Source organism: Streptomyces sp. NBC_00096 (assembly GCF_045041305.1).
In the GTDB taxonomy this organism is placed as follows: domain Bacteria; phylum Actinomycetota; class Actinomycetes; order Streptomycetales; family Streptomycetaceae; genus Streptomyces.
Genome location: NZ_CP108221.1, coordinates 7,471,482 through 7,492,413 on the forward strand (window position 1 = coordinate 7,471,482; position 20,932 = coordinate 7,492,413).

The following is a 20,932-nucleotide window of genomic DNA, read 5'->3' on the forward strand; positions in this document are numbered from 1 at the left end:
CTGCTTCCTCGATCCGGCAATTCTGGACCGGCCGCGCGCCGGAAGCCCGCCCCTCGGGCCAGGCATTCAGCCCCTCCGGGTTGCCTCCGACGCCGGGAGACGGGCCCGGCACGCCTGTCACGGGTTCCGTCCCCGTGCCTGCCGGGAAGCGGGCCTCACAGCACGAGACGGACCCCGTAGTCGGTCATCCAGCGGTCCATCTGGACGACGAGTTCCGCGCCCGCCCGGTTGACGCGGGCGCCCGGACCGGCGACGTCGTGCGCGAACGCGCGCGCGGCCGGCACGTTCAGCAGCCCGTGCAAGGGCGACTGCGCATCGGAGGCGAGGCGGCCCACGGCGGCGCGCAGCCCGGCGGCGTAGGCGGGGTCCTGGGTGGGCGGGTATCCGGCCTTCTTGCGGTAGAGGACGGAGGGGGGCAGCAGGTCCCGGACGGCGGCACGCAGCAGGCTCTTCTCGCGGCCGTCGAACGACTTCATGGCCCAGGGCACGTTGTAGACGTACTCGACCAGCCGGTGGTCGAGGAACGGCACCCGGCTCTCCAGGGCCGCCGCCATGCCCATGCGGTCCTTGCGGTCCAGGATGATCCTCAGATAGCCCGTGAGGTTGAGGTGGGTCATCCGCCGGATGTCCCGGTCGGTCTCCGCCTCACCCGCGAGGGTGGGTACCTCGCTCACCGCCGTGCGGTAGAGGTCCTGTTCGTACTCCTCCAGCCCGAGCGAGCCGACCAGGCCGGGGTCGAGGAGCGAGGCGTAATGGCCCGCGCCCACTCCGGCCTTCTGGCGGGCGTAGGCGAGCCACGGCAGCTGGGGCGTGCGGCGCAGGGAGGGGTCGAGGAACCAGTCGTAGCCGCCGAAGAGTTCGTCGGCCCCGTCACCTGTGAGGGCCACCGTGCAGTCCTTGCGGAACCCCGTGCACAGCAGGTAGAGGGACGTGTCCAGATCCCCCAGGGGCGTGGGCACGTCGCGGGCCGAAAGGACGGCCGCGCGGGCCGCGGGGTCCATGAGGGCGGCACCGTTCACGCCGACCTCGGTGTGGTCCGTCCCCAGGTACGCCGCCATCGCGTGGGCGTAGGGCCCGTCGGGCGTGGTGCGGATGTCGTCCGCCCGGAACCGGTCCGGCTCGCCGAGGCCCACGGAGTACGTCCGCAGCCGCCGGCCCTCCGGCCGCATCGCCTTCACCGCGAGCGCCGCCAGGGCGCTGGAGTCGAGGCCGCCGGAGAGGAAGGCACCGAGGGGCACGTCGGAGACGACCTGCCGGGTGACGGAGTCCTCCAGCAGCTCTCGGACGGTGGAGACGGTCGTGTCGAGGTCGTCCTCGTGCGGGCGGGCCGTCAGGGACCAGTACCGGTGGACCGACACCTTGTCCTCGGCGACGCGGACGACGGTCCCGGGGAGCTGTTCCCGGACGGTGCGGTAGACCCCCGAACCGGGGGGCTTCATGAAGCCGATGACGGCCCGCAGCCCTTCGAGCCCCACCTCCGGGGCCACGGCCGGATGGGCGAGCAGCGCCTTGATCTCCGACCCGAAGGCGATCCCGCCGGGCGTCTGCGCGTAGTACATGGGGTAGATGCCGAACCGGTCGCGGACGAGCCAGAGTTCCCCGCTGCGTCCGTCCCAGACGGCGAAGGCGAACATCCCCAGCAGTCGTTCGGCGCAGTCCGCGCCCCATTCGAGGAAGGCGTGCAGGACCACCTCCGTATCACTGGTCGTGGTGAACTCATGTCCCCGGGAGCGGAGTTCGGAGCGCAGTTCGCGATGGTTGAAGACCTCGCCCGTGTAGGCGAGGGTCACCGGGGGCTGTCCGGGCGGGGCATGGACGATGGGCTGACCGCCGCCCTCGACGTCGATGACCGACAGGCGGCGCGTGCCGAGGGCGGCGGGTCCGCCGTGCCATGTCCGCTCGTCGTCCGGGCCCCGCCGGTGAAGGGTCCGGATCATGGCCGCGATCACGTCGCGGGGGTCGGGGGCGGGGCTGCGGTAATCCACGAGTCCGGCGATGCCGCACATGCTGGGTCGCTCCTTCTTGCCTGGTCTGGCCTGGTCTGGCCTGGTCTGGGCAGGCCGGGTCGGTTCGGTGGTTCTTCGTGCGGTTCTTCGTGCGGGTGTCCGGGAGCCGGGCTCCCGGACACCCCCGGGGCCTCAGCGGCCCCCGGAGTCCTTCGGCCCCCGGGCGGCGATGCCGGCGCCCAGGGCGGACACCATCCGGGCGAGGGAGGCCCTGGCCCGGGCGGCGTCGATGAGCGGGGGCAGGACGTTGTCCCCGTCGCGGGCCGCGCGGCTGATCCGGGCCAGCTCCGCCGGACAGGGCCGGTGGGTGAAGGCGCGCCGCCTGCCGGGCACCACGCCGCTGGCGCGCTGACTGCGCAACAGCTCCAGCTCGGGATCCGACCGTTCGGCGTCGGTGACACCGACGGTGGGGCCGGTGGACCGGTACGCCATCTCCTCGATCTCCCGTTCGAGCCAGCCGGTGCGCAGGCAGGCCATCAGGCCGCCCTGTTCGGCGATGCGGTCCAGCCAGCCGAGGGCCTCGCCCTCGATCTCGTCCACGAGCCGCTCGACCGCCGGCGATCCGCCGAGGATGTCGGCATGACGGGCGAGGTCGGTCTCGTGCAGCAGGATCTGCTGGACGCGCAGCCCGACGCGGGCGGCCAGCCGGCCCGGGGTCTGGACGGCCTCGTCGAATCCGCAGACGTGCAGCGACTGGACCCCGCCGAGCACCGCGGCCACGGCCTGCAGGGTGGTCCGGGCGATGTTGTTCAGCGGCTCCGACGCGGCCAGCGCCGAACCGAAGGTGTTGACCTGGATCCTCATCCGCTGGGAGCGCTCGTTGCGCGCTCCGAAGATCTCCGCCATGCGACGGGCGTAGAGGCGGCGCGCGGCACGGAACTTGGCGGCTTCGCGGAGGACCTCCAGGTGTGCGCCGTAGATGAAGCTGAACTGGGGGGCGACCTCGTCCACGGAGAACCCGCGGGCCAGCATGCCGTGCAGGTACTGCTCGGCGTCCGCGATCCCGAGGGCCACCTCCAGGGGCCGGTCGGCCCCTGCCTCGCGCGCGTGGCCGCCGGAGATCGACACGGGATTGACCTTGGGCAGGTGGCGGACGCAGTACTCGATCACGTCGAGGGAGAAGCGGAAGCTGTCGTCCAGCTCGAACACGTACGCGTTGCGGGCGAGGTGCTCCTTGAGCATCTCGTTCTGGAGGGTGCCGCGCAGGACCCTGGGATCCACTCCCGATTCCTCGGCCGTGACGATCCACATCGCGAGCAGCACCGGCGCGGTGGCGTTGATGGTCATGGACACGGACACGCTGTCCAGGGGGATGCCGTCGAAGACGGCGGCGAGGTCGTCGACGGTCGCGATGGACACCCCCGACCGGCCCACTTCACCGTCCGCGAGGGGAGCGTCCGGATCGAGGCCCATCTGGGTGGGCAGGTCGAAGGCGAGGGAGAGCCCCGTCTCCCCCCGTTCGAGGAGGTAGCGGAAGCGGGCGTTGGTGTCCGCGGGATCGCCCAGCCCCGCCAGCTGCCTGATGGTCCAGGGCCTGGTGGTGTACCCGCCGGCGTGGAGTCCCGCGTCATAGGGGAAGGTCCCCGGCGAGCTCATGGCAGCCTCGGCAGGGAGAGCGCGGCCGCGGCGGGCGCGGGAGCGCCGTCGGCGGCCCGGGAGATCAGTGACATCAGCGCCCGGTGCTGCGCTTCGTCCCTGAGGTAGAAGTGTCCGCCCGGCAGCACGTGCAGGTCGAAGCGCCCCGTCGTGTGCCGCTGCCAGCCGGCGAGCACCTCCCGGGGTATGTCCCGGTCACCGCCGACCACGACGAGGGGGACCTCCAGCGGAGCCTCGGGGACGTGCCGGTGGTTCTCCAGCACGGCGAAGTCCGCCCGGTGGGCGGGGAGGACCAGACCGAGCAGGGCCGGATCCCGGGTGAGTGCCTCGGGCAGCCCGCCGTAGCGCCGTTGGACCACGTCGAGCAGGGCGGCGTCCGGAAGGTCGCTGATCCGGGGCTGCTCGCGCGGGTGGTCCGGTGGGGGGCAGGCCGACAGGAACATCAGCCGGGGCTGCGGCAGGCCCCGTCGACGCAGCTCGCGCGCGGTCTCGTAGGCCAGGAGGGCGCCCAGGCTGTGGCCGAACAGGGCGAAGGGGGCGGTCGGTTCGACGGTGTCGAGGAAGCGGCCGACGAGTGTCCGCGCGTCCGTGACGGCTTCCTCGTGCAGTCGTGCCCCGCGTCCGGGTGCCTGCACCCCCCAGACCTCGATCTCCGGGAGGTCGTCGGCCCAGCGCACGTACTCGCCCGGGGAGCCTCCGCTGTGCGGGAAGCAGTACAGGCGCAGCGCGGCCCGCGGCCGCCGGGTCCGGCACAGCGCCCAGGGGCTGCGTCCGTCGGGGCGGTTCACCGCGGACCGCCGGGGGCGCCGGGGTGGGCGGGCGCCGGACCCAGGACGGCGCTGAGGTGGTCGAGGCAGATCCGCTTCGGCCCGAGGAAGCCGGTGGGGTACCAGCCGTCGGGGGCGGGCCGGTCGGCCGGCCACAGGGAGTGGTTTCCCTTCTCGTTGTGCACTATCCGGTAGGCGCGTCCGTCGTCGTCTTCGAACATCGATCCTCCTTCTCGGTGAGGCGATGAGGGATGGGGTCTCTTCTTCGGGGGTTGGGGCGGTACGGGCCTCAAGGGCCGATGGCCGCTCCGCGTGCGTGGAGGATGCCGGTGAGGCCGTGCACGGTGGGGTTGAGGAAGATGTCCCTGGCCTCGAGTGGCACGCCGAACGATTCGCTGATCGCGGCGGCCAGCCGGGCGGCGATCAGGGAGTCCCCGCCGAGGGCGAAGAAGTCGTCGTGGTCGTCCACGCCGGGCATTCCCAGACTGCCGGCCACCAGGGAGCCCAGCCGGCCGGCCGCCGCCCCGCGGTGCGGGGGAGGGGCCGGGCGGGAGTCGGCGGGCCGGTCGTGCCCGGAGCGCGGGGCCGTCTCCCCGAGGAAGACCTCCGACCCGGTGGCGGCCGGTGCACCGACCGTTCGCGGTGCGGCGTCGATGCCGAAGCGGCGGCGGTCGAAGGGGTGGCCCGGGAGCTCCGCGCGGTGGCGTCCGGGGCGGTGCAGGGCTTCCCAGACGAGCGGAACACCGGTGCTCCACAGTCGTCCGGCGGCGGTGAGCAGGGTCTCGTGGTCGGGGGTGTCGTCCTGCGGGTGGGGCAGGGAGGAGAGCACGGCCTCGTGGCGCCGTACGGCGGGATGCTGGTGCGCGAGGGAGGTGAGGACGCGGCCCGGCCCCAGCTCCAGCAGGGTCGGCTGGCCCTCGGCGCACAGGGTTTCCAGACAGTCGCCGAAGCGCACCGTCCGGCGCAGGTGCGCCGACCAGTAGGCGGGGTCGGTGAGTTCGCGGGCGCCGGCCCAGGAACCGGTGAGGTCGGAGACGAAGGGGACGGTGGGCGGGCGCAGGGAGAGCGTGCCGACGAACTCCTCGAAGGGCTGCACGACCGGGTCCACCAGCGGGGAGTGGCCCGCCCCCTGGATCTTCAGGGTCCGGGTCGCGACACCCCGGCGCAGCAGTTCCGTGGCGAAGGCGGACACGTCCCGCTCCCGGCCCGAGACCGTGCAGCGCTCGGGACCGTTGACGGCCGCCAGGGTCAGCCCGTCGGGAATCAGCGGGAGCAGGTCCTTCTCGGAGAGTTCGACGGCGAGCATGCTGCCGGTGGGTACGCCCCGGAGCAGGGCGCCGCGTTTGACGACCAGCCGCACCGCGTCGGGCAGGGACAGCACGCCGGCCGCCACGGCCGCTGCGTAGGCGCCCAGACTGTGGCCCACCACCGCGCCGGGGCGCACGCCCCACGAGCGCCACAGCCGGTAGAGGGAGTACTCCACCGCGAACACCGCGGGCTGGCTGAAGGAGACGTCGTCCAGGAGCGTCCCGGCGGGCTCCCGCTCGCCGGAGAACAGCAGTGTGCTCAGGCTCCGGCCGAGCAGGGGCTCGGCCAGTTCGCTGCACTCGTCCATGGCGCGGCGGAACCCGGGCAGAGCGGCGTACAGACCGCGGGCCATGCCGGCGTGCTGGGATCCCTGCCCCGGGAACATGAATACGGGATCGCCTCCGGAGCCGTGCCGCCCGCTGACGACGAACCGACCGGGTGTGTGCCCGCGCAGGACCCGGACCGCGTCCGCGGTGTCCCGGACCACGCAGAAGGCGCGGTTCTCGTGGGCCGTGCGGCCGCTCTGGAGGGTCCAGGCCACATCGGCCAGCGGGGTCGTGCCGGCGTCCGCCGCGAGCCGGTCCGCCAGCCGGCCGCTCAGCGCGCACAGGGTCCCGGGCTCCGGCGCCGACAGGACGAGCAACTGGGGAGAGGGATCGTCTTCGCGCCGGGCGGCCCGCGCGGGCGGCGACTCGATCACGACGTGGGCATTGGTTCCGCCTGCGCCGAAGGCGCTGACTCCGGCGCGGCGGGGAGCACCGGGAGACGGCCACGCGGTGAGTTCCGTGGGGACGGTGAAGGGGCAGGAGGCCCAGTCGACCTCCGGGTTGGGCTCGCTGAAGTGCAGACTGGGCGGGATCAGCCCGCGCTCCACCGCCAGTACGGCCTTGATCAGTCCGGTCACCCCGGCGGCCGCGTCGGTGTGGCCGATGTTGGTCTTGACCGAGCCGATCCGGCAGAAGCCCGAATCGTCCGTGTCGGCGCGGAAGGCCCGGGTGAGCGCGGCCACCTCGATGGGGTCGCCGAGCGGTGTCCCGGTGCCGTGCGCCTCCACGTACTCCACCGATCGGGCGTCCACCCCTGCCGCCAGGAGCGCGGCGCGGACGGTACGGGCCTGTCCGTGCACGCTCGGCGCGGTGAACCCCACCGCGTCCCCACCGTCGTTGTGGACCGCGCTGCCGCGGATGACCGCATGGATGCGGTCCCCGTCGGCCAACGCGTCGTCCAGGGGCTTGAGCACCAGCAGTGCGGCGGCGCCACCGCCGACGGTCCCGGCCGCCCGGGCGTCGAACGCGCGGACCCGCCCGTCGCCGGTGAGGGCCCCGCCGTCGGTGTAGGAGCCCCGCGGCGGTTGCGCGTGCACGCTCGCACCGCCCGCCAGGGCGAGCGCGCACTCCCCGGCGAGCAGCGCCTGGCAGGCCAGGTGGACGGCCACCAGGGAGGTGGAACAGGCGGTCTGCACGCACGCGACGGGCCCCTTGAGGCGCAACCGCTGGGCCGCCCGTGCGGTGAGGAAGTCCGGAGCGGTCCCCAGCCGGATCTGCCAGTCGTCGACGAAGGGCAGGTCCGCCCGGTGCGCCTCCAGCAGTTCGCGGTGGCGGGTGGTGGAACCGCCCGCGAAGAGGCCGATGTCGGGGCCGTCGGCTCCGGGGGCGTACCCGGCGTTCTCCAGGGCCTGGTGGGCGCATTCGAGGAACACCCTGTGCTGGGGGTCCATCGTGAGGGCCTCGCGCGGGGCGTACCCGAAGTAGCGCGCGTCGAAGAGTTCGGTGCCGTCCAGGAGGCCGTACGCGGACACCGGTGCACCCGCGCCGCCCGGGCCGGGCGGCAGCTCGACCACGCTGTCGCGCCCGGCGCACAGGTTGGCCCAGAACTCGTCCACGTCGGCCGCGCCGGGGAACCGGCCGGCCATCCCGATGACGGCGATGGACGTACTGTCGGCGGAGGGGACGGGGTCGCTCACGTTCGGTCTCCCGTGTTCGTTCCGGTCCCGGCGGTTCCGCCCCGGGACCGGGTTCGGCTCAGACGGGCCAGTCCCTGCCGGCGCCGCTCGTGGGTGTCGGGCAGGGGCCAGGGCGTGGCGGAGGGGTCTGCAGGGGGCTCCCCGTCCAGGTGCGCCGCGAGCGTGCGGGGGGTCGGATGCTCGAAGAGGGCGACCAGGCTCAAGGGCCGCCCCCCGGAGGCCGCCCCCAGCTCGTGGAGGACCGAGGCGAGGAGCAGGGAGTGGCCGCCCAGGTCGAAGAACCCGTCGTCGAGGCCGATCTCCTCGACGCCGAGGACCTTGCGCCACACCGCGCGGACGAGGTCCTGGGTGGGGGTCCCGGGGACGGATTCCCTTACGGGTGCGGCGTCATGGGGGTCCGGGAGGGCGGAGCGGTCGATCTTCCCGGACGAGGTGAGGGGGAGCGCGTCCAGTACGACGTAGCGGTTGGGGCGCAGGTACGGGGGGAGGAGCCGGCCGAGCTCGGCGGAGACGCGGTGCGCGATCGCGGTGTCGCCCCGGTCGTGCGGCACCACGTAGGCCACGAGCAGGTCCGTGCCGTCCGGGCCGCTGAGCGCCGCCGTATGCGCGGCGGCGACCCCGGCCAGGGACGCCAGCGCGGCGGTCGTCTCGCCGGGCTCGATCCGGTGCCCCCGGATCTTGACCTGGTCGTCGGTCCGCCCCCGGAACTCCACCGTGCCGTCGGTCCGCCGCGCGGCGAGGTCGCCGGTGCGGTACATGCGGCCCCCGGGCTCCGCGGCGGCCGGGTCGGGGACGAAGCGTTCGGCCGTGAGGTCGGGACGGCCCAGGTATTCCCGGGCCAGCCCGGGTCCGGACAGGTACATCTGCCCGGTGTCCCCGGTCGGCACCGGGCGCAGCTCGTCGTCCAGCAGGTGTACGCGGGTGCCGGCGGCGGGCAGCCCGAGGGAGGGCAGGGCGCCGGACCGGTCCGCGGGCTCCACCGGGCCCGCGGTGGCCACGACCGTGTTCTCCGCGGGCCCGTACGCGTTCAGCACGCGAAACGGCAGGCCGGGCCGCGGGCGCACGTGCAGCCGGTCGCCGCCGGTGCGCAGCAGCCGCAGGTGCACGGGGTGTTCGGGCCAGTCCCGCGCGATGACCTGTTCCGCCAGCGGGGTGGGCAGGAAGGTGATGGTGATGCGTTCGCGGGCCAGCCACTCCCGGAGGGCCTCCGGGACCAGGAGCGTCTCGCGCGGGGGCACGTGCAGGGACGCGCCCACGGTGAGCGGCGCCCACATCTCCCACACCGAGGCGTCGAACCCGGGGGAGGCCACAAGGGTGCACCGGTCCCGCGCGGTGACGGCCGATTCCTCCCGGTCCCAGGCGACCAGGTTGGCCAGCGAGCCGTGTTCGACCATGACCCCCTTGGGGGCGCCGGTGGATCCCGAGGTGTAGATGACGTAGGCCAGCGTGTCCGGAGTCGTACGCACCGCCGGTCCGCCGCCGGTCGGCCGGGGGCTGCCGGGCCGCTCCCCGAGGGTGAGCACCGGAGTGCCGGCGTCTCGGAGCGCGGGCGCCAGGTCCGGGTCCGTGATGACCGCGCGGGCCCCGGCGCCGCCGAGGACGGACCCGGTGCGGGCGGAGAGGTGGTCCGGGTCCAGGGGGAGGTACGCCGCTCCGGCCCTGAGGACGCCGAGGGCGGCCGTCACGAGCTCGGGCCCGCGGGGCAGGCAGAGGGCGACGAGGTCCTCCGGCCCGATGCCGCGCTGCAGGAGCACCTCGGCGAGCCGGTCGGCCCGGTGGTCGAGCGTGCCGTACGTGAGGACCTCGCCGTCGCGGACCACGGCGGCGGAGCCGGGGGAAGCGCTGGCACGGCGTCGGACGGCCTGGTGGACGGGGGTGAAATCCTGCTCCGGGGATGAGGAGGTTGTGGTCAACGGGGCTTCCTGGTGGTTCCGGATGGGGGCACGGGTCGGGCGGTGGCGGTCATCCGGGACTCAAGCCCGGCGGAGGGCGGTGATGCGCTCCTCGCCGATCTCCGCCCGCAGCTCGGGGTCGGTGACGCCGAGTCCGGCGCGGGGGGCGAGGCACAGCACCCCGACCTTCCCGGTGTGCCCATTGATCTGGACCAGCCTGGCCGCCTCTCCCACGTCGTCGAGGCCGTGGGTGACCGACAGTGCGGGCTGGATGTGCCCCTGGGTGATCAGGCGGTTGGTCTCCCACTGCTCCTGCAGGTTGGCGCCGTGGCTGCCGATGATGCGCTTCATCCGCATCCACAGGTACCTGTTGTCGAAGTGGTGCTCGTACCCGGTGCTGGACCCGCAGGTCACCACGGTTCCGCCGCGCCGGGCCACGTACACGGAGACGCCGAAAGTCGCCCTGCCGACGTGTTCGAAGACGATGTGCGGGTCCTCGCCGGTGGCCTCGCGGATGAGCCGGCCGAGCTGCTTGCCGTGCCGCGCGGGGTCGGCCGGCTCGCTGCCGGTCATGCCGATCTCGGACCGGTCGATCACCACGTGGCAGCCCGCCGTGCGGGCCAGGTGCGCCTTGTCCGCGGAGCTGACCATGCCCACGGCGATGCCGCCTCCGTTGCGCACGAACTGCGCCGCGTACGCGCCGAGGCCGCCGGCGGCTCCCCAGATCAGTACGACGTCGCCCTGCTTCATGCGCGCTCCGCGTTCGCTGACGAGCATCCGGTAGGCGGTGCCCGCGCAGAGCGGGCTGGCCGCTGCCTCCTCCCACGTCAGATGGGGTGCCTTGGGCAGGAGCTGGCTGGCCCGGGCCACGGCGTAGTGGGCCAGTCCGCCGAAGTTGGTCTCGAACCCCCAGGCCCGCTGGTCCGCTCCGAGCATGCCGTCCGCGTGGGTGGCCGGGTCTTCGGCGTCGACGTAGGCCGTCGCGACGACCACCTGGTCACCGGCCTTCCAGCGCGAGACGCCGGCCCCGGTGCGCACGATGACGCCCGCGGCGTCCGAACCCAGGACGTGGTGGGGCAGGTCGTGCCGGTGGGACCAGCGGTCGCGCTGCGCGTAGTGGCGCAGGAAGGCGAAGGTGGGCACCGGGTCGAAGGTGGCCGACCAGACGGTGTTGTAGTTGATGCCGCTGGCCATCACGGCCACCAGCACCTCGTCCGGAGCGAGTTCGGGCATCGGCACGTTCCCGAGGTGGATCGATTTGCGTACGTCCTTGTCGTTGACGCCGCTGAACATGGTGGCGTCGGCGGCCCGGGTGAACGCTGCCCGGTACTCGCGCGGGACGGGCGTGGCTTCGAGGACGGTGCCGGAAGCACCTTCGACGACGGCGACGGATAAGGGGTCCATGGTCGTTCCTTGGTTCGCAGGGGTGTCGGTGGTGTGGGGGAGGCGGATCGGTACGACCTCGGGGCGCGGGATCGGTACGAACTCGGCGCGCGGGATCAGCCCGCCCCGGGCGGCAGCGGTTCCGTGGTGATGTCGATGCGTCCGGGCAGGCCCTGGCCCGGTATCGACCGGCGCAGTCGGGCCCGCAGTTCCCCCGCATCGGTCCGCCCGGACCGCTCGCGCAGACGGACGGTCGCCACGGCGGAGGGACCGCGGGGCGAGTCGCGGAGCTCCAGCCGGGCCTCCAGGACGGAGGGGTGGGCGCTCAGCGCGCGTTCGACCAGGGGGACGTCGATGAACCCCTGGTGCCGGATCCAGCGCCGCCCGGCCCGCCCGAGGTGTTCCACGACGCCGTCCGAGGTGACCCGGCCGAGGTCGCCCGTGAGGGTCGGGGGAGACTTCGCACCGGCCCGGTGCGCGAGCAGTCCGGGCACCGAGGTGGGGAGTTCGCGGCCGCCGGCGTCCAGGACGCAGAGCCGCACCCCCGGCAGGGCGGTCAGCCGGGGCGGATGGACGGGTTGCGCGGGGAGCAGCACCCAGGCGAGCGGCTGCCCGTCGGCCGCCCGGTAGTAGGAGCCCAGTGTGTTGCCCGGAGTGCGGTGCCAGACCGGTGGGGCGACGCCGTGGCGCAACTGGTCGAACGGGACGACCACCTCCCGGGGAGTGCAGCAGTCGGGACGGGCCGGGGCGGCGCCGTCGGCCCCGGCCCAGTGCACGGCGGCGTGGGCGGCCGCGCCGGGCCCGCACAGCCGGACCGCGGGCTCCCGCCCTGGCCCGGCGGGTCCCTCGCCCAGCAGGAAGACCGCCTCGCGCTGCCACGCGGCCACGGCCTCGATGAGCGCCTCGAACCCGGGATCTCCGATCCAGCGGGTGGCCTCGCCGGAGGTCAGTGCCGTCGTGAGGCACAGCGCGGAGCTCCACAGGGAGCGCGTGCGCTCCGGATCCGTGGCGATCAGCTCGGCCAGCGGCGCCGTCAGGGCCCGCGTCGCCGAGCCGCCCGCCGCGTCCGGCCGCAGCAGGCGCCAGGCCAGGTCGGCGTTGGTGAGGGTCTCCCGCCCGTGCACGAGCGCCGGCGTGTCCGGGGCCAGGACGGTCCGTAGCCGCAGCATGGCGGCGAGGTCGACGCGCTCGCAGGCGCGCAGGGGTGCGCGGGTGCGGCGGGTCGTGGCCGGTGGCAGGCCGAAGGCCGACACCTTCGCCCGCGGGGTCGCGGACAAGCGGGCCACGGCCTGCTGGAAGTGATCGAGGAAGAGCTCCGCACCACGGGAACCGGTGGCGGCCCCCTGGTGGTCGAGCCGGATCTCGCAGTGCGGCCACAGGGCCCTGACCTGCAAGGTGCGTCCGAAGGTGCCGGCGGTGTTCTCCGTGAAGAACTGCCAGCGCGGGTCCAGCCCGGGTACTGCCAGGTCCAGGTCTTTGGGAGCGCGGGGGAAGGACAGGCCCAGCTGGGTCAGCACCTGCCCCGTGCCCGTGCCGGGCAGCGCGCGGGTCAGGTCGGCGAAGGGGACCCGGCGGAACCGCCGCAGGTCGGCGACGGCCGCACCGGCCGCCGCGAGCAGCTCGGTGCCCGCGGCGTCCGGATCGACGGTGAGCAGCGCGGGTACGACGTTGATCTGGACGCCGGCGATGCCCGAGGTGTCCGGATCGCTGATGTCCGCGGCGACCCCCAGCGGCACGACGCGGTTCCCGTAGGCGGCGAGCTGCAGCCCGAGGGCCGCGACGAGGGCGGTGAAGGTGGTGACGCCGTGGCGGTGGGCGAGCTCGTGCAGCCGGGAGACGTCCCGGGGGGCCAGGGTCCTCGGCGGTGAACTCACGACACGGCGTCCGGCCCGCGAGGTGGTGGACGGCAGGACGAGCGGCTGTGCCAGGTCCGGCAGGGCACGCGTCCAGTGCCGGACCGCCGCCGCGGTGGTGGCGCCGTCGGCTTCGCGGGGAACCGCCCCGGCGAGGGGGAGGACCGGTTCCGTGGCGCCGGCCCGGATCCGCTTGAGGTGGCGGGTGAAGTCCTCCGCGACCACGAACTTGCTGCGCCCGTCGAAACCGCTGTGGTGCACGGAGAAGACCACGGAGCACCGGGCCCGGCCGTGGCGCAGCAGCGCGAAGCGGATCGGGCCTTCCACGGCGAGGTCCCAGTGGCGCGGACGTTCGTGGAGGGACACCCACTGGAGTACGGCTTCGGGCTCCGCACCGGCCAGGCAGTCCTCCCTGACGACGCCGAACACGAACACTTCGTCCGCGGGCAGGACGAACAGGCGGAGTTCACCCTCGGCGGTCAGCCTGAAGACGGTGCGCAGGGGCTCGTGGCGCCGCACGACGTCCAGCGCGGCGGCCCTGACGTCCTCCACGCCCACCTCGCCCAGCAGCGTCACCGCCAGGTATCCGCTGTTGCTGGGTCCCTGCCCGGTCTGCTCCTCCATCCACAGGGCGAGCTGGGCGGAGGTCGGGGACGCTCCGGCGGCGGGAGCCGTGCGGTACTCGGGCGCCGCCGTCATGCGGGCTCGCCCTGTCCGGCGAACCGGGAAGCGATCACCGAACGGCGCCGGTCGATGTCGGCCGCGAGCACGGGCTGCAGCGCCTCCTTGTCGATCTTCCCGCTGGGGGTGCGGGGCAGCTCGTCCACGCGGGTCAGGCTCACCGGCACGCTCGTCTCCGGCAAGGTGTCCCGAAGGTGTGCCAGGACAGCGGGCTCGTCGAGCCCGGCCGCCGAGGGGGCGAGGACCACGGCCGCGCGCAGGCCGCGGAGCCCGCTGCGGGACACGTGGACCACGGTCGCGGCGGCGCGGATCGCCGGATGGGCGAGCAACTGGGCGTCGACCTCGAGGAGGTTGACGCGGACCCCGCGGATCTTGACGTCCTCGTCCATGCGGCCGAGGAAGTGGAGCCCGGACCTGCCGATGCGCACCAGATCACCCGTGCGGAAGGCGCGGGTGTGCCCGTGGCGGGTGGGCGGCAAGGCCGTGTACCGCCGCGCGGTGAGTTCGGGCTGGTTCAGGTAGCCCGACGCCACGGGGGCCCCCGCGACCAGCAGTTCACCCTCGTACGGGTCGTCCGGGCGCTCCGGGTCGACGAGCACCTCGCAGCCCGGCAGGGGCAGCCCGATCGGCGGCAGGTCGGGCCACAGCTCGGGCGGTCCGCTCAGCACGTGCGCGCTCACCATGGCGGATTCGCTCTGCCCGTAGTGGTTGACCAGCCGGCACAGCGGCAGCCGGCCGAACAGGGCGCGGACGTCGGGCGTGCAGACCAGCTGCTCGCCCGCGGTGTTGACCTCGCGCAGGAGGAGGCCGTTCAGCCGAGGCCGGCCGGACGCGGCGACGGCGAGCATCTGGAGGGCGAGGCATGGCAGGAACAGGCGCTCGATCCTGTGGTGTTCCAGCCACCACAGGAGGCCGGAGGGATCCCTGCGCAGCTCCTCGGGGACCACGTGGACCGAGCCTCCGCCGTGCAGCGTACCGAGCGTCTCCTGGAAGAACACGTCGAAGTTCAACGGGGCGAACTGGGCGGTGCGCAGGTCCGGTCGGGGCGAATGGGCGGCCTGCCAGGCGGTCATCACGTCGACGCACCGCTGGGTGACGCTCACCCCCTTGGGCCAGCCGGTCGAGCCCGACGTGTAGATGGTGTAGACGGGGTGTTCCGGCCCGCGGTGGGGCGGTGGCGTTGCGGGCCCGCCGGCCAGGGCCCCGGCGCTCCGGTCGAGGGGCGGTACGGGGACGCGCACCAGCCGGTCCCCGCCCAGGGCGGGCTCGGCGCCGATGTGCAGCAGCAGCCGGGCCCGGCTGTCGTCGAGCATGTGGGCGAGACGCCGTGCGGGGTACTCCCGGTCCAGGGGGACGTACACCGCTCCGGCCAGCAGCGTCGCCACGACGGCGGCCACCGCGTCGGCGCTGCGGGGTCCCGTGACGGCCACGGGTTCGCCCGGCGACACCCCGCGCGCGGCGATCAGGTCCGCGATCTGTCCGGCCCAGGCCAGCAGTTCGGCGTAGGTCACCGTGGTCCGCGGGTCGACGACGGCCGTGGCGTCGGGGATGCGGCGCGCCCGGTCCAGCAGCACGTCGATCAGCCGCGGCGCGTCCGAGGGGCCGCCCCACAGCGAGGCCATCGGGTTCACCGGAGTCACAGGGCGTCCTCCGACAGCGCGGCGCTGAACTCGGCGGCCGTCGGGTGGTCGAACACGGCTCGTACGGGCACCTCCCGGCCGAGGTCCCGGCCGAGGCGGACCGAGATGACGGTGGCGGCCATGGAGTCGCCGCCCAGGTCGAAGAAGTTCTCCTCGGGTGCGATGCCGTCCACACCGAGCGCGGCGCTCCAGGCCCGCGTCACGAGCGAGAGGGTGTCGGTACGGCCGGGGTCGGGATCAGTCATGGTTCACGTCTTCCGATGGGGTCGCGTGGGGCGGGTCCGGCAGGGGCAGGTCCAGCAGGGGGATGTCCGGCCGCGCCGACCAGACGCACGTCAGGTCCTCGTACGCCGCGGCCAAGGCCTCGGCGGTCGCGCGGGAGAAGAGGTCCGCGGAGGCCAGGAGGAGGCCGTGGGTGGCGTCGGCGGTGTGCTCGAGGTGCATTTCGAGCTCGAAGCGGCTGCTCGTCGGTTCCAGGGGCCAGTCGGTCACCTTGATCCCGGCACCCAGGTCCGGCACGGGTGGGGCGCCGGCCAGGCTGAAGGACACCTGGGCCAGGCTCTGCCGGTGCGGCAGGCGCCGGACCGCGCTGGCCGCCACGATCTGCTCGTACGGCAGGCGGTGTTCACCGGCGGCGAGACAGGCCTCCCGGGTACGGCGCAGGAGCGCGCCCAGGCCCTCCCGCACGGAGAAGTTCAGCCGTACGGGAAGCAGGTTGGCGACGAACCCCACCAGGGAGTCCGGCGCACCACGGGGTCCCCGCCCGGCACTGGGGACGGCCACCACGACGTCCGCCCACCCGTCGGGGTCCGCGCCGCACCGGGCCAGCAGCCCCGCGTAGCAGGCGAGCATCACCATGAAGGGGGTGACGGCGTACTCCCGCCCCAGGTCCCGCAGCCGTGTGACGGAGTCGGGACCGGGATCGACCCGTACGGCGTGGGCGGAGGAGGTGAGGCCGGCGCGCGGGGGCATGTCGTGAGGCAGGGCGAGTACCGGCCGGACTCCTGCCAGGGCCCGGGCCCAGTAGCGCCGGTGCTCCGGGTCGGGCGGCTCGGCGGCCACCAGACGGGCGGCGTATTGCGCGTGGCCGGGGGCCGGCGGCAGGTCCGGGACGGACCCGTCGGCGAACGCACGGTAGGCCGTGCCCAGTTCACGCAGGTACACCTCGGTCGATGCACCGTCGAAGGCGATGTGGTGGACGGTGAGCAGGAGCAAGTGGTCGTCCGGGCCCAGGCGCAGCACCGCCAAGCCGGCCACCTGTCCGCCGCGGAGGTCGGCCGGGCGCCGCCGCCTGCGCTCCGCCCACAAGGCCGCTGACCCGGCGGGCAGCGGGGCCGCGGAAAGGTCCATGGTCTCCCACCCGGCGGGGGTCGGCGGGTGGACGGTCTGCTCCACCCCGGCTGGGGTGGAGCGGTAGCCGGTGCGCAGGGCGTCGTGCCGCCGGAGCAGGAGGCCGAAGGCCTGGCGCAGCGCGGGCACGTCCAGGGCGCCGCGCAGCCGGACGGCCCGCTGGATCACGTGCGCGGGGTCGGCGGGCCGGAGCTGTTCGGTGAACCACATCCGCTGCTGCCCCGGGGTGAGGGGCACCGCGCGGCCGCTCCCGGGCCTCACGTCCGTGCCGCCGGTGCCGCCGGTGCCGTACCCGTGCCGTGTACGAGCGCCTCGAAGCGGCTGCCCAGCAGCCACTCCTCGCTGACCGCGCGGCCGTCCGGCTCGTCCCCGATGGCCAGCCGGACCAGTCGGCGCATCCGGTCGCCCTGCCGGTGCCGCGCGGCGGTGCAGTAGAGGTCCGCGAGTTCCTGGTGGTCGCCTTCGCCCGACCGGACGTCCCGGGAGGCCCGTGCGAGGGTGAGGGCCATGGCGATCAGTTCCTCCAGCAGCGCCCCCACGAGGCCCAGGAGGTGACCCTTGGTGAGCAGGGCCGCCGGGTCGCGGTGCAGCGCGACGACGCTGCGACAGCGTTGGTGCAGTTCGACGCACTGGGCGGCCAGGGCCTTGAGGTGCCCCTGGTTGCGCGGCGAGAGGTCCGGCGTCCTGTGGGTGCCGGGGCGGTAGGGGGACCCGGCCCTGGCGGACGGCGCCAGAAGTGCCATCGCCCCCAGTCGGGCGCGGAGCAGGGACTCGACCCCGCCCGCGACGCGCAGGCCGCGGGCGTCCCGGTGCAGTTGCTCCAGCGGATGGGCGGGAACGCCACGGTTCCGCTTGCTGGCAGCGGTCTCGTACCCCTCGCCCGCCAGCAGGCTCATGCTGCGCTCCACGGTGGCCCAGGCCCGCAGCGAGAGGATGTTCTTCGCGGCGTACTGCTCGAAGATGGGATTGACGCGGTGACCGGCCGTGCCGGCGAGCGTCGCCCACTGGGCCACGCTCTCCATGGCGTAGAGGTCGGCCAGGTTCGCGGCCAGGGCGCGTCGGACCTCGTCGTAACTGCGCAGCGGCCGGCCGTCGACCGTGCGCCGCAGGACGAACTCCTTGGTGGATGTGAGGCACTGGCGCACGATGGCCAGCGAGGAGGGGGCGATGATATGCAACCGGCCGGCGCCGAGGGGGAAGACCTGGCGGCCGCCCCGCCAGGCGGCGGGGTCCTCCTCGTCGAGGACCAGGCATCCGGGGACCGCGACGTCGCGCAGTTCGAGCGGTGCCAGCGGCGCCCCGTGCAGGCCCATGAAGGTCTGCGGCGGTCCGGCGCGCAAGCCATCGGTGCGCGTGTCGACGAAGAACAGCCAGTTGCGCGGTCCGTTGCCCGTCTCCACCCGCGCCGTGACCGTCAGGAGGTCGGCGGTCCGCGCGTTGCCGATGAACAGCTTGCGGCCGTTGAGCAGGTAGCCGCTGCCGTCGCCGGAAGGCGTCGCCCTGGTCTCCCGGACCACGTTCGCCGCTCCCGAGGGCTCGGAGTCGGCCGCGCCGGTGAAGCAGCCGGCCGCGAGCCGCCGCGAGAGCGCCTCGCGCAGCGGGCCGTCGGCGAGCGCCGGAAGGTAGGTGGCGGGGCCGAGCCCGGTGTGGGAGCCGAGGGACATCGCGGCGGCCGGTGAGCGCAGGGCCACCGCCTCGAGGGTGCGCAGCGTGGCGGCCGCGGAGAGGCCGCGGCCGCCGAGGGCCTTGTCCACGGTCAGGTGCAGCAGACCGTTCGTCCGCAGCGCGCCCAGCACGCGTTCCGTGAGCGCCTCGCGCGCGTCCGACGGGGCCGGCCCGTCACCGAGGGCGCCGTCGAGTACGTCCGCGGCCTCGCGGGCCACCAGGGCCCCGCGCGCGAGGTCCTCGGGCTCATGGGCGGGGACGGCGGTGATGAGGTTCCAGGGAAGGCGGCCGGCCGCGAGTTCCTCGAAGAGGCTGGGGGTTCCCGGGACGCTCATCGGGTTGTGGAGGGGCTCGGTCATGCGGGGCACCCGGACGGCGCGCCGGAGACACCGGCCAGGGGCCGGCCGAGGCCGAGTTCGTCCATGAGCCGCGCGAGCTCCCGGTGGGAGCCCACCTCACTGTCCGCGAACGTGCGGATGACGCGCTGGCGGATCTCCAGTGACTTCTCCTGGCTCAGTTTGAACATTCCCTCCACCGATTCGATGCGGAGGCGAAAGGCCCCGACGCCGGGTACGAGGGAGGCGAAGTGGTCGAGCGACGGCTCCTGGTCCCATGAGCGCCCGAACCGCTCCTCCAGAGCCTGTGCGGTGCGGCTGACCACGCCGAGTGTCTGCTCCGGGTCCTGCTCCAGGTGCACGGTGCCGGCCACGTGGACTGCGACGAAGTCCCAGGTCGGGGCAGCCGGGGTGGTCCGGTAGTGGGTGGGCGTCACATAGCCGCCGGGGCCGCTGAACACCAGGCGGGCGTGCTGGCCGTCCGTGAGTTGAGACCAGTGCGGGTTGCTCCGGTTCATGTGCCCGAGGAGCACGTCCCGGGGCTCGGCGGGACCGGCGGGGGAGGCGGATTCCGGGAGGACGATGGGCAGGTGTGTGGCGTGGGGGGCGTCGGTACCGTTCGACACCAGGACGGCGAGCGGGTATTGCCGGATGATCCGGTAGAGCCACTCGCGGCTCGGGGGACGGTAGAGCTCGGGAACGAACATCGCTGCTCCGGAGGGGAATGGGGCGAGAGGACGCCGGCGCGGGCGCCGAGCGCGGATGACGGGGGCCGTCGGCACGGCCTTCCGGGCGGTGCGGCTCGGCCGGCTCAGCCGGGGAGCCCGGGGGAGCGGACGGCGTTCCGCGTGATGGAGCGGAGGATCTCACCGGCCCGGACCGCGATGTTGGACAGCAGCCCCGAGGAGATGCCGTGCGAGGTCTCGGTCGGTCCTTGTACGTAGATCCCCGCGTGCATCGTCTCGTCGCAGGAGACCCGGTAGTCGCGCGTGATGTCCAGGCGGCCGTCGTCGTCGTACTTGCACGAATCCGTCACGGAGGCGAGCAGTCGAACCGGGTCCCTGGGGCGGTAGCCGGTGGCGTAGACGATCGCATCGGCTTCGATCGCGGTGTGCTCACCGGTCGGCAGGAACTCCACCTGCGCGGTGACGCGGGTGTCTCCGACGGTCAGGGAACTCACCCGGGAGGTGTTGTGGAAGTGCAGGCGCCGACGGCCCGTCACGCCCTCCAGGTAGTGGCGCCGGTACAGCTCGGCTATCAGGTCCGCGTCCACGACCGCGTAGTTGGTGTTGCCGTGGTAGTCCAGGAGCGCCCGGCGCACCGCCGGGGGCGCCGAGAAGTAGTGGTCCACCGACGCCGGATCGAAGATGCGGTTGGTGAAGGGCGTGGCGTCCGCGACGCTGTAGCCGAATCGTGCGAACACCGCGTGCACATCGGCGTGCTGGTAGTGCTGGTGCAGGTAGTCCACGGCTTCGGCGGCGCTCTGGCCCGCCCCGACCACGACGAACGAGCGGGGGACGTCCTCGGCGGGCAGCCGTGCTGCTTCGTGCAGCAGTTCGGCCGAGTGCCACACGCGCGGACCGGGGGTCGTGCCCTCGGGCAGCACCGGCTCCAGGCCGGCCGCGATGACGAGGTTCCGGGCACGCTGGACGATGGTCCGGCCTTCCTGACGGACCACCACGTCGAGGTACGCGGTCGTCGTCCCGTCGAGGGAGACGGGCCGGACGTCCACCACCTCACACCCGTATCCGACCTGACGGGCGAACTGGGCGGCACACCACTCCAGATAGGCGTGGAACTCCACCCGGAGCGGGAAGAACGAGTTCGCGTTGACGAAGTCCGCCAGCCGACCCGTCTCGTGCAGATAGGAAAGGTAGCCGTAGCGGCTGGAAGGCCGCCGCATCGTCACCAGGTCCTTGACGAAGGGCACCTGCATCGTGGCGCCCTCGATCAGCATGCCGCGGTGCCAGCCGAAGGAGTCCTGTTTCTCGAGGAAACGGGCGGATATCCGGCTTCCGTCCGAGTCGAGGTTCAATTCCTCGATCGCGATGGCCAGTGCGATATTGGATGGTCCGAATCCAACACCGATGACGTCAAATACATGGTTTTCCGGCGTGGGTAATTCTGAGGTGCCCAAGGGGGCTCTCCTTTACCGTTCGAGGGGTGGGTGCGCTGGGCGCGGGCCGGGATTCCATCGGCGAAGTCAGGGCCCGCCGTGCACCGGACTGCTCCCATGAACACGACCGAACTGACCTTGCCAGAATAGTTTCTGACGGACAACCATGTGACGGTGGATCATTCCGGATTCCCCCGGGTAGGGGGTGCGCGGTGATGAAAGGTACTCCCCCCATCGGCTCGACTTCTCGGTCCTGGCAGCGATTGCGGAAGTCCGGTAGCCGCGTGTTAGTGTCCACTTCCCCCTGGCGGGTGCGTTACGTCTTTCATACCGGTGGACTTCGGGCGGCAAGCCTCCCGGCGGCGCCAATGAATTGC

The 20,932-nt window shown here is 73.5% G+C and carries 14 protein-coding genes; all 14 read right to left on the reverse strand.

Features of this window, described 5'->3' with window-relative positions; translation table 11 throughout:
* Nucleotides 1–155: 155 nt before the first annotated feature.
* The 14 genes from asnB to OG904_RS33535 all read right to left on the reverse strand — a co-directional run bounded on the left by asnB (nt 156) and on the right by OG904_RS33535 (nt 20,576).
* Nucleotides 156–2,006, reverse strand: a complete 1,851-nt coding sequence (gene asnB / locus OG904_RS33470) for an asparagine synthase (glutamine-hydrolyzing) (protein ID WP_405497546.1) — start codon at nt 2,004–2,006, stop codon at nt 156–158.
* A 132-nt stretch (nt 2,007–2,138) separates the two neighbouring features.
* Nucleotides 2,139–3,602, reverse strand: a complete 1,464-nt coding sequence (locus OG904_RS33475) for a methylmalonyl-CoA mutase family protein (RefSeq protein ID WP_405497548.1) — start codon at nt 3,600–3,602, stop codon at nt 2,139–2,141.
* Nucleotides 3,599–4,390 carry a thioesterase II family protein gene (locus OG904_RS33480; protein WP_405497550.1) on the reverse strand — a complete coding sequence of 264 codons (792 nt, stop codon included), beginning with the start codon at nt 4,388–4,390 and terminating at the stop codon, nt 3,599–3,601. The genes OG904_RS33475 and OG904_RS33480 overlap by 4 nt, the downstream gene beginning before the upstream one ends.
* Nucleotides 4,387–4,590 (reverse strand): MbtH family NRPS accessory protein, encoded by a 204-nt coding sequence (locus tag OG904_RS33485; RefSeq protein WP_405497552.1) that lies wholly within the window; start codon nt 4,588–4,590, stop codon nt 4,387–4,389. Before OG904_RS33485 ends, OG904_RS33480 begins: the two co-directional genes overlap by 4 nt.
* Nucleotides 4,591–4,658: 68 nt before the next feature.
* Nucleotides 4,659–7,640 carry a type I polyketide synthase gene (locus OG904_RS33490; protein WP_405497554.1) on the reverse strand — a complete coding sequence of 994 codons (2,982 nt, stop codon included), beginning with the start codon at nt 7,638–7,640 and terminating at the stop codon, nt 4,659–4,661.
* Nucleotides 7,637–9,553 (reverse strand): non-ribosomal peptide synthetase, encoded by a 1,917-nt coding sequence (locus OG904_RS33495; RefSeq protein ID WP_405497556.1) that lies wholly within the window; start codon nt 9,551–9,553, stop codon nt 7,637–7,639. Before OG904_RS33495 ends, OG904_RS33490 begins: the two co-directional genes overlap by 4 nt.
* A gap of 60 nt (nt 9,554–9,613) precedes the next feature.
* Nucleotides 9,614–10,936, reverse strand: a complete 1,323-nt coding sequence (gene ccrA, locus OG904_RS33500) for a crotonyl-CoA carboxylase/reductase (RefSeq protein WP_405497558.1) — start codon at nt 10,934–10,936, stop codon at nt 9,614–9,616.
* 95 nt (nt 10,937–11,031) lie between these two features.
* The gene (locus OG904_RS33505) at nt 11,032–13,467 is read right to left on the reverse strand and encodes a condensation domain-containing protein (RefSeq protein WP_405497560.1); all 2,436 of its coding nucleotides are present in this window, start codon (nt 13,465–13,467) and stop codon (nt 11,032–11,034) included.
* Nucleotides 13,464–15,089, reverse strand: coding sequence for an AMP-binding protein (locus tag OG904_RS33510; RefSeq protein ID WP_405497562.1), 1,626 nt, complete (start codon nt 15,087–15,089; stop codon nt 13,464–13,466). Before OG904_RS33510 ends, OG904_RS33505 begins: the two co-directional genes overlap by 4 nt.
* Complete coding sequence (locus OG904_RS33515; protein ID WP_405497564.1) at nt 15,086–15,334, reverse strand: acyl carrier protein; 249 nt, start codon at nt 15,332–15,334, stop codon at nt 15,086–15,088. The genes OG904_RS33510 and OG904_RS33515 overlap by 4 nt, the downstream gene beginning before the upstream one ends.
* Nucleotides 15,327–16,676, reverse strand: a complete 1,350-nt coding sequence (locus OG904_RS33520) for a condensation domain-containing protein (protein ID WP_405497566.1) — start codon at nt 16,674–16,676, stop codon at nt 15,327–15,329. Before OG904_RS33520 ends, OG904_RS33515 begins: the two co-directional genes overlap by 8 nt.
* 20 nt (nt 16,677–16,696) lie before the next feature.
* Complete coding sequence (locus OG904_RS33525) at nt 16,697–18,463, reverse strand: acyl-CoA dehydrogenase family protein (protein ID WP_405497568.1); 1,767 nt, start codon at nt 18,461–18,463, stop codon at nt 16,697–16,699.
* Complete coding sequence (locus tag OG904_RS33530) at nt 18,460–19,146, reverse strand: FMN-binding negative transcriptional regulator (RefSeq protein WP_405497570.1); 687 nt, start codon at nt 19,144–19,146, stop codon at nt 18,460–18,462. The genes OG904_RS33525 and OG904_RS33530 overlap by 4 nt, the downstream gene beginning before the upstream one ends.
* A 104-nt stretch (nt 19,147–19,250) precedes the next feature.
* Entirely contained in the window at nt 19,251–20,576 is a 1,326-nt protein-coding gene (locus tag OG904_RS33535; protein WP_405497572.1) for a lysine N(6)-hydroxylase/L-ornithine N(5)-oxygenase family protein, read from the reverse strand.
* Nucleotides 20,577–20,932: the final 356 nt, after the last annotated feature.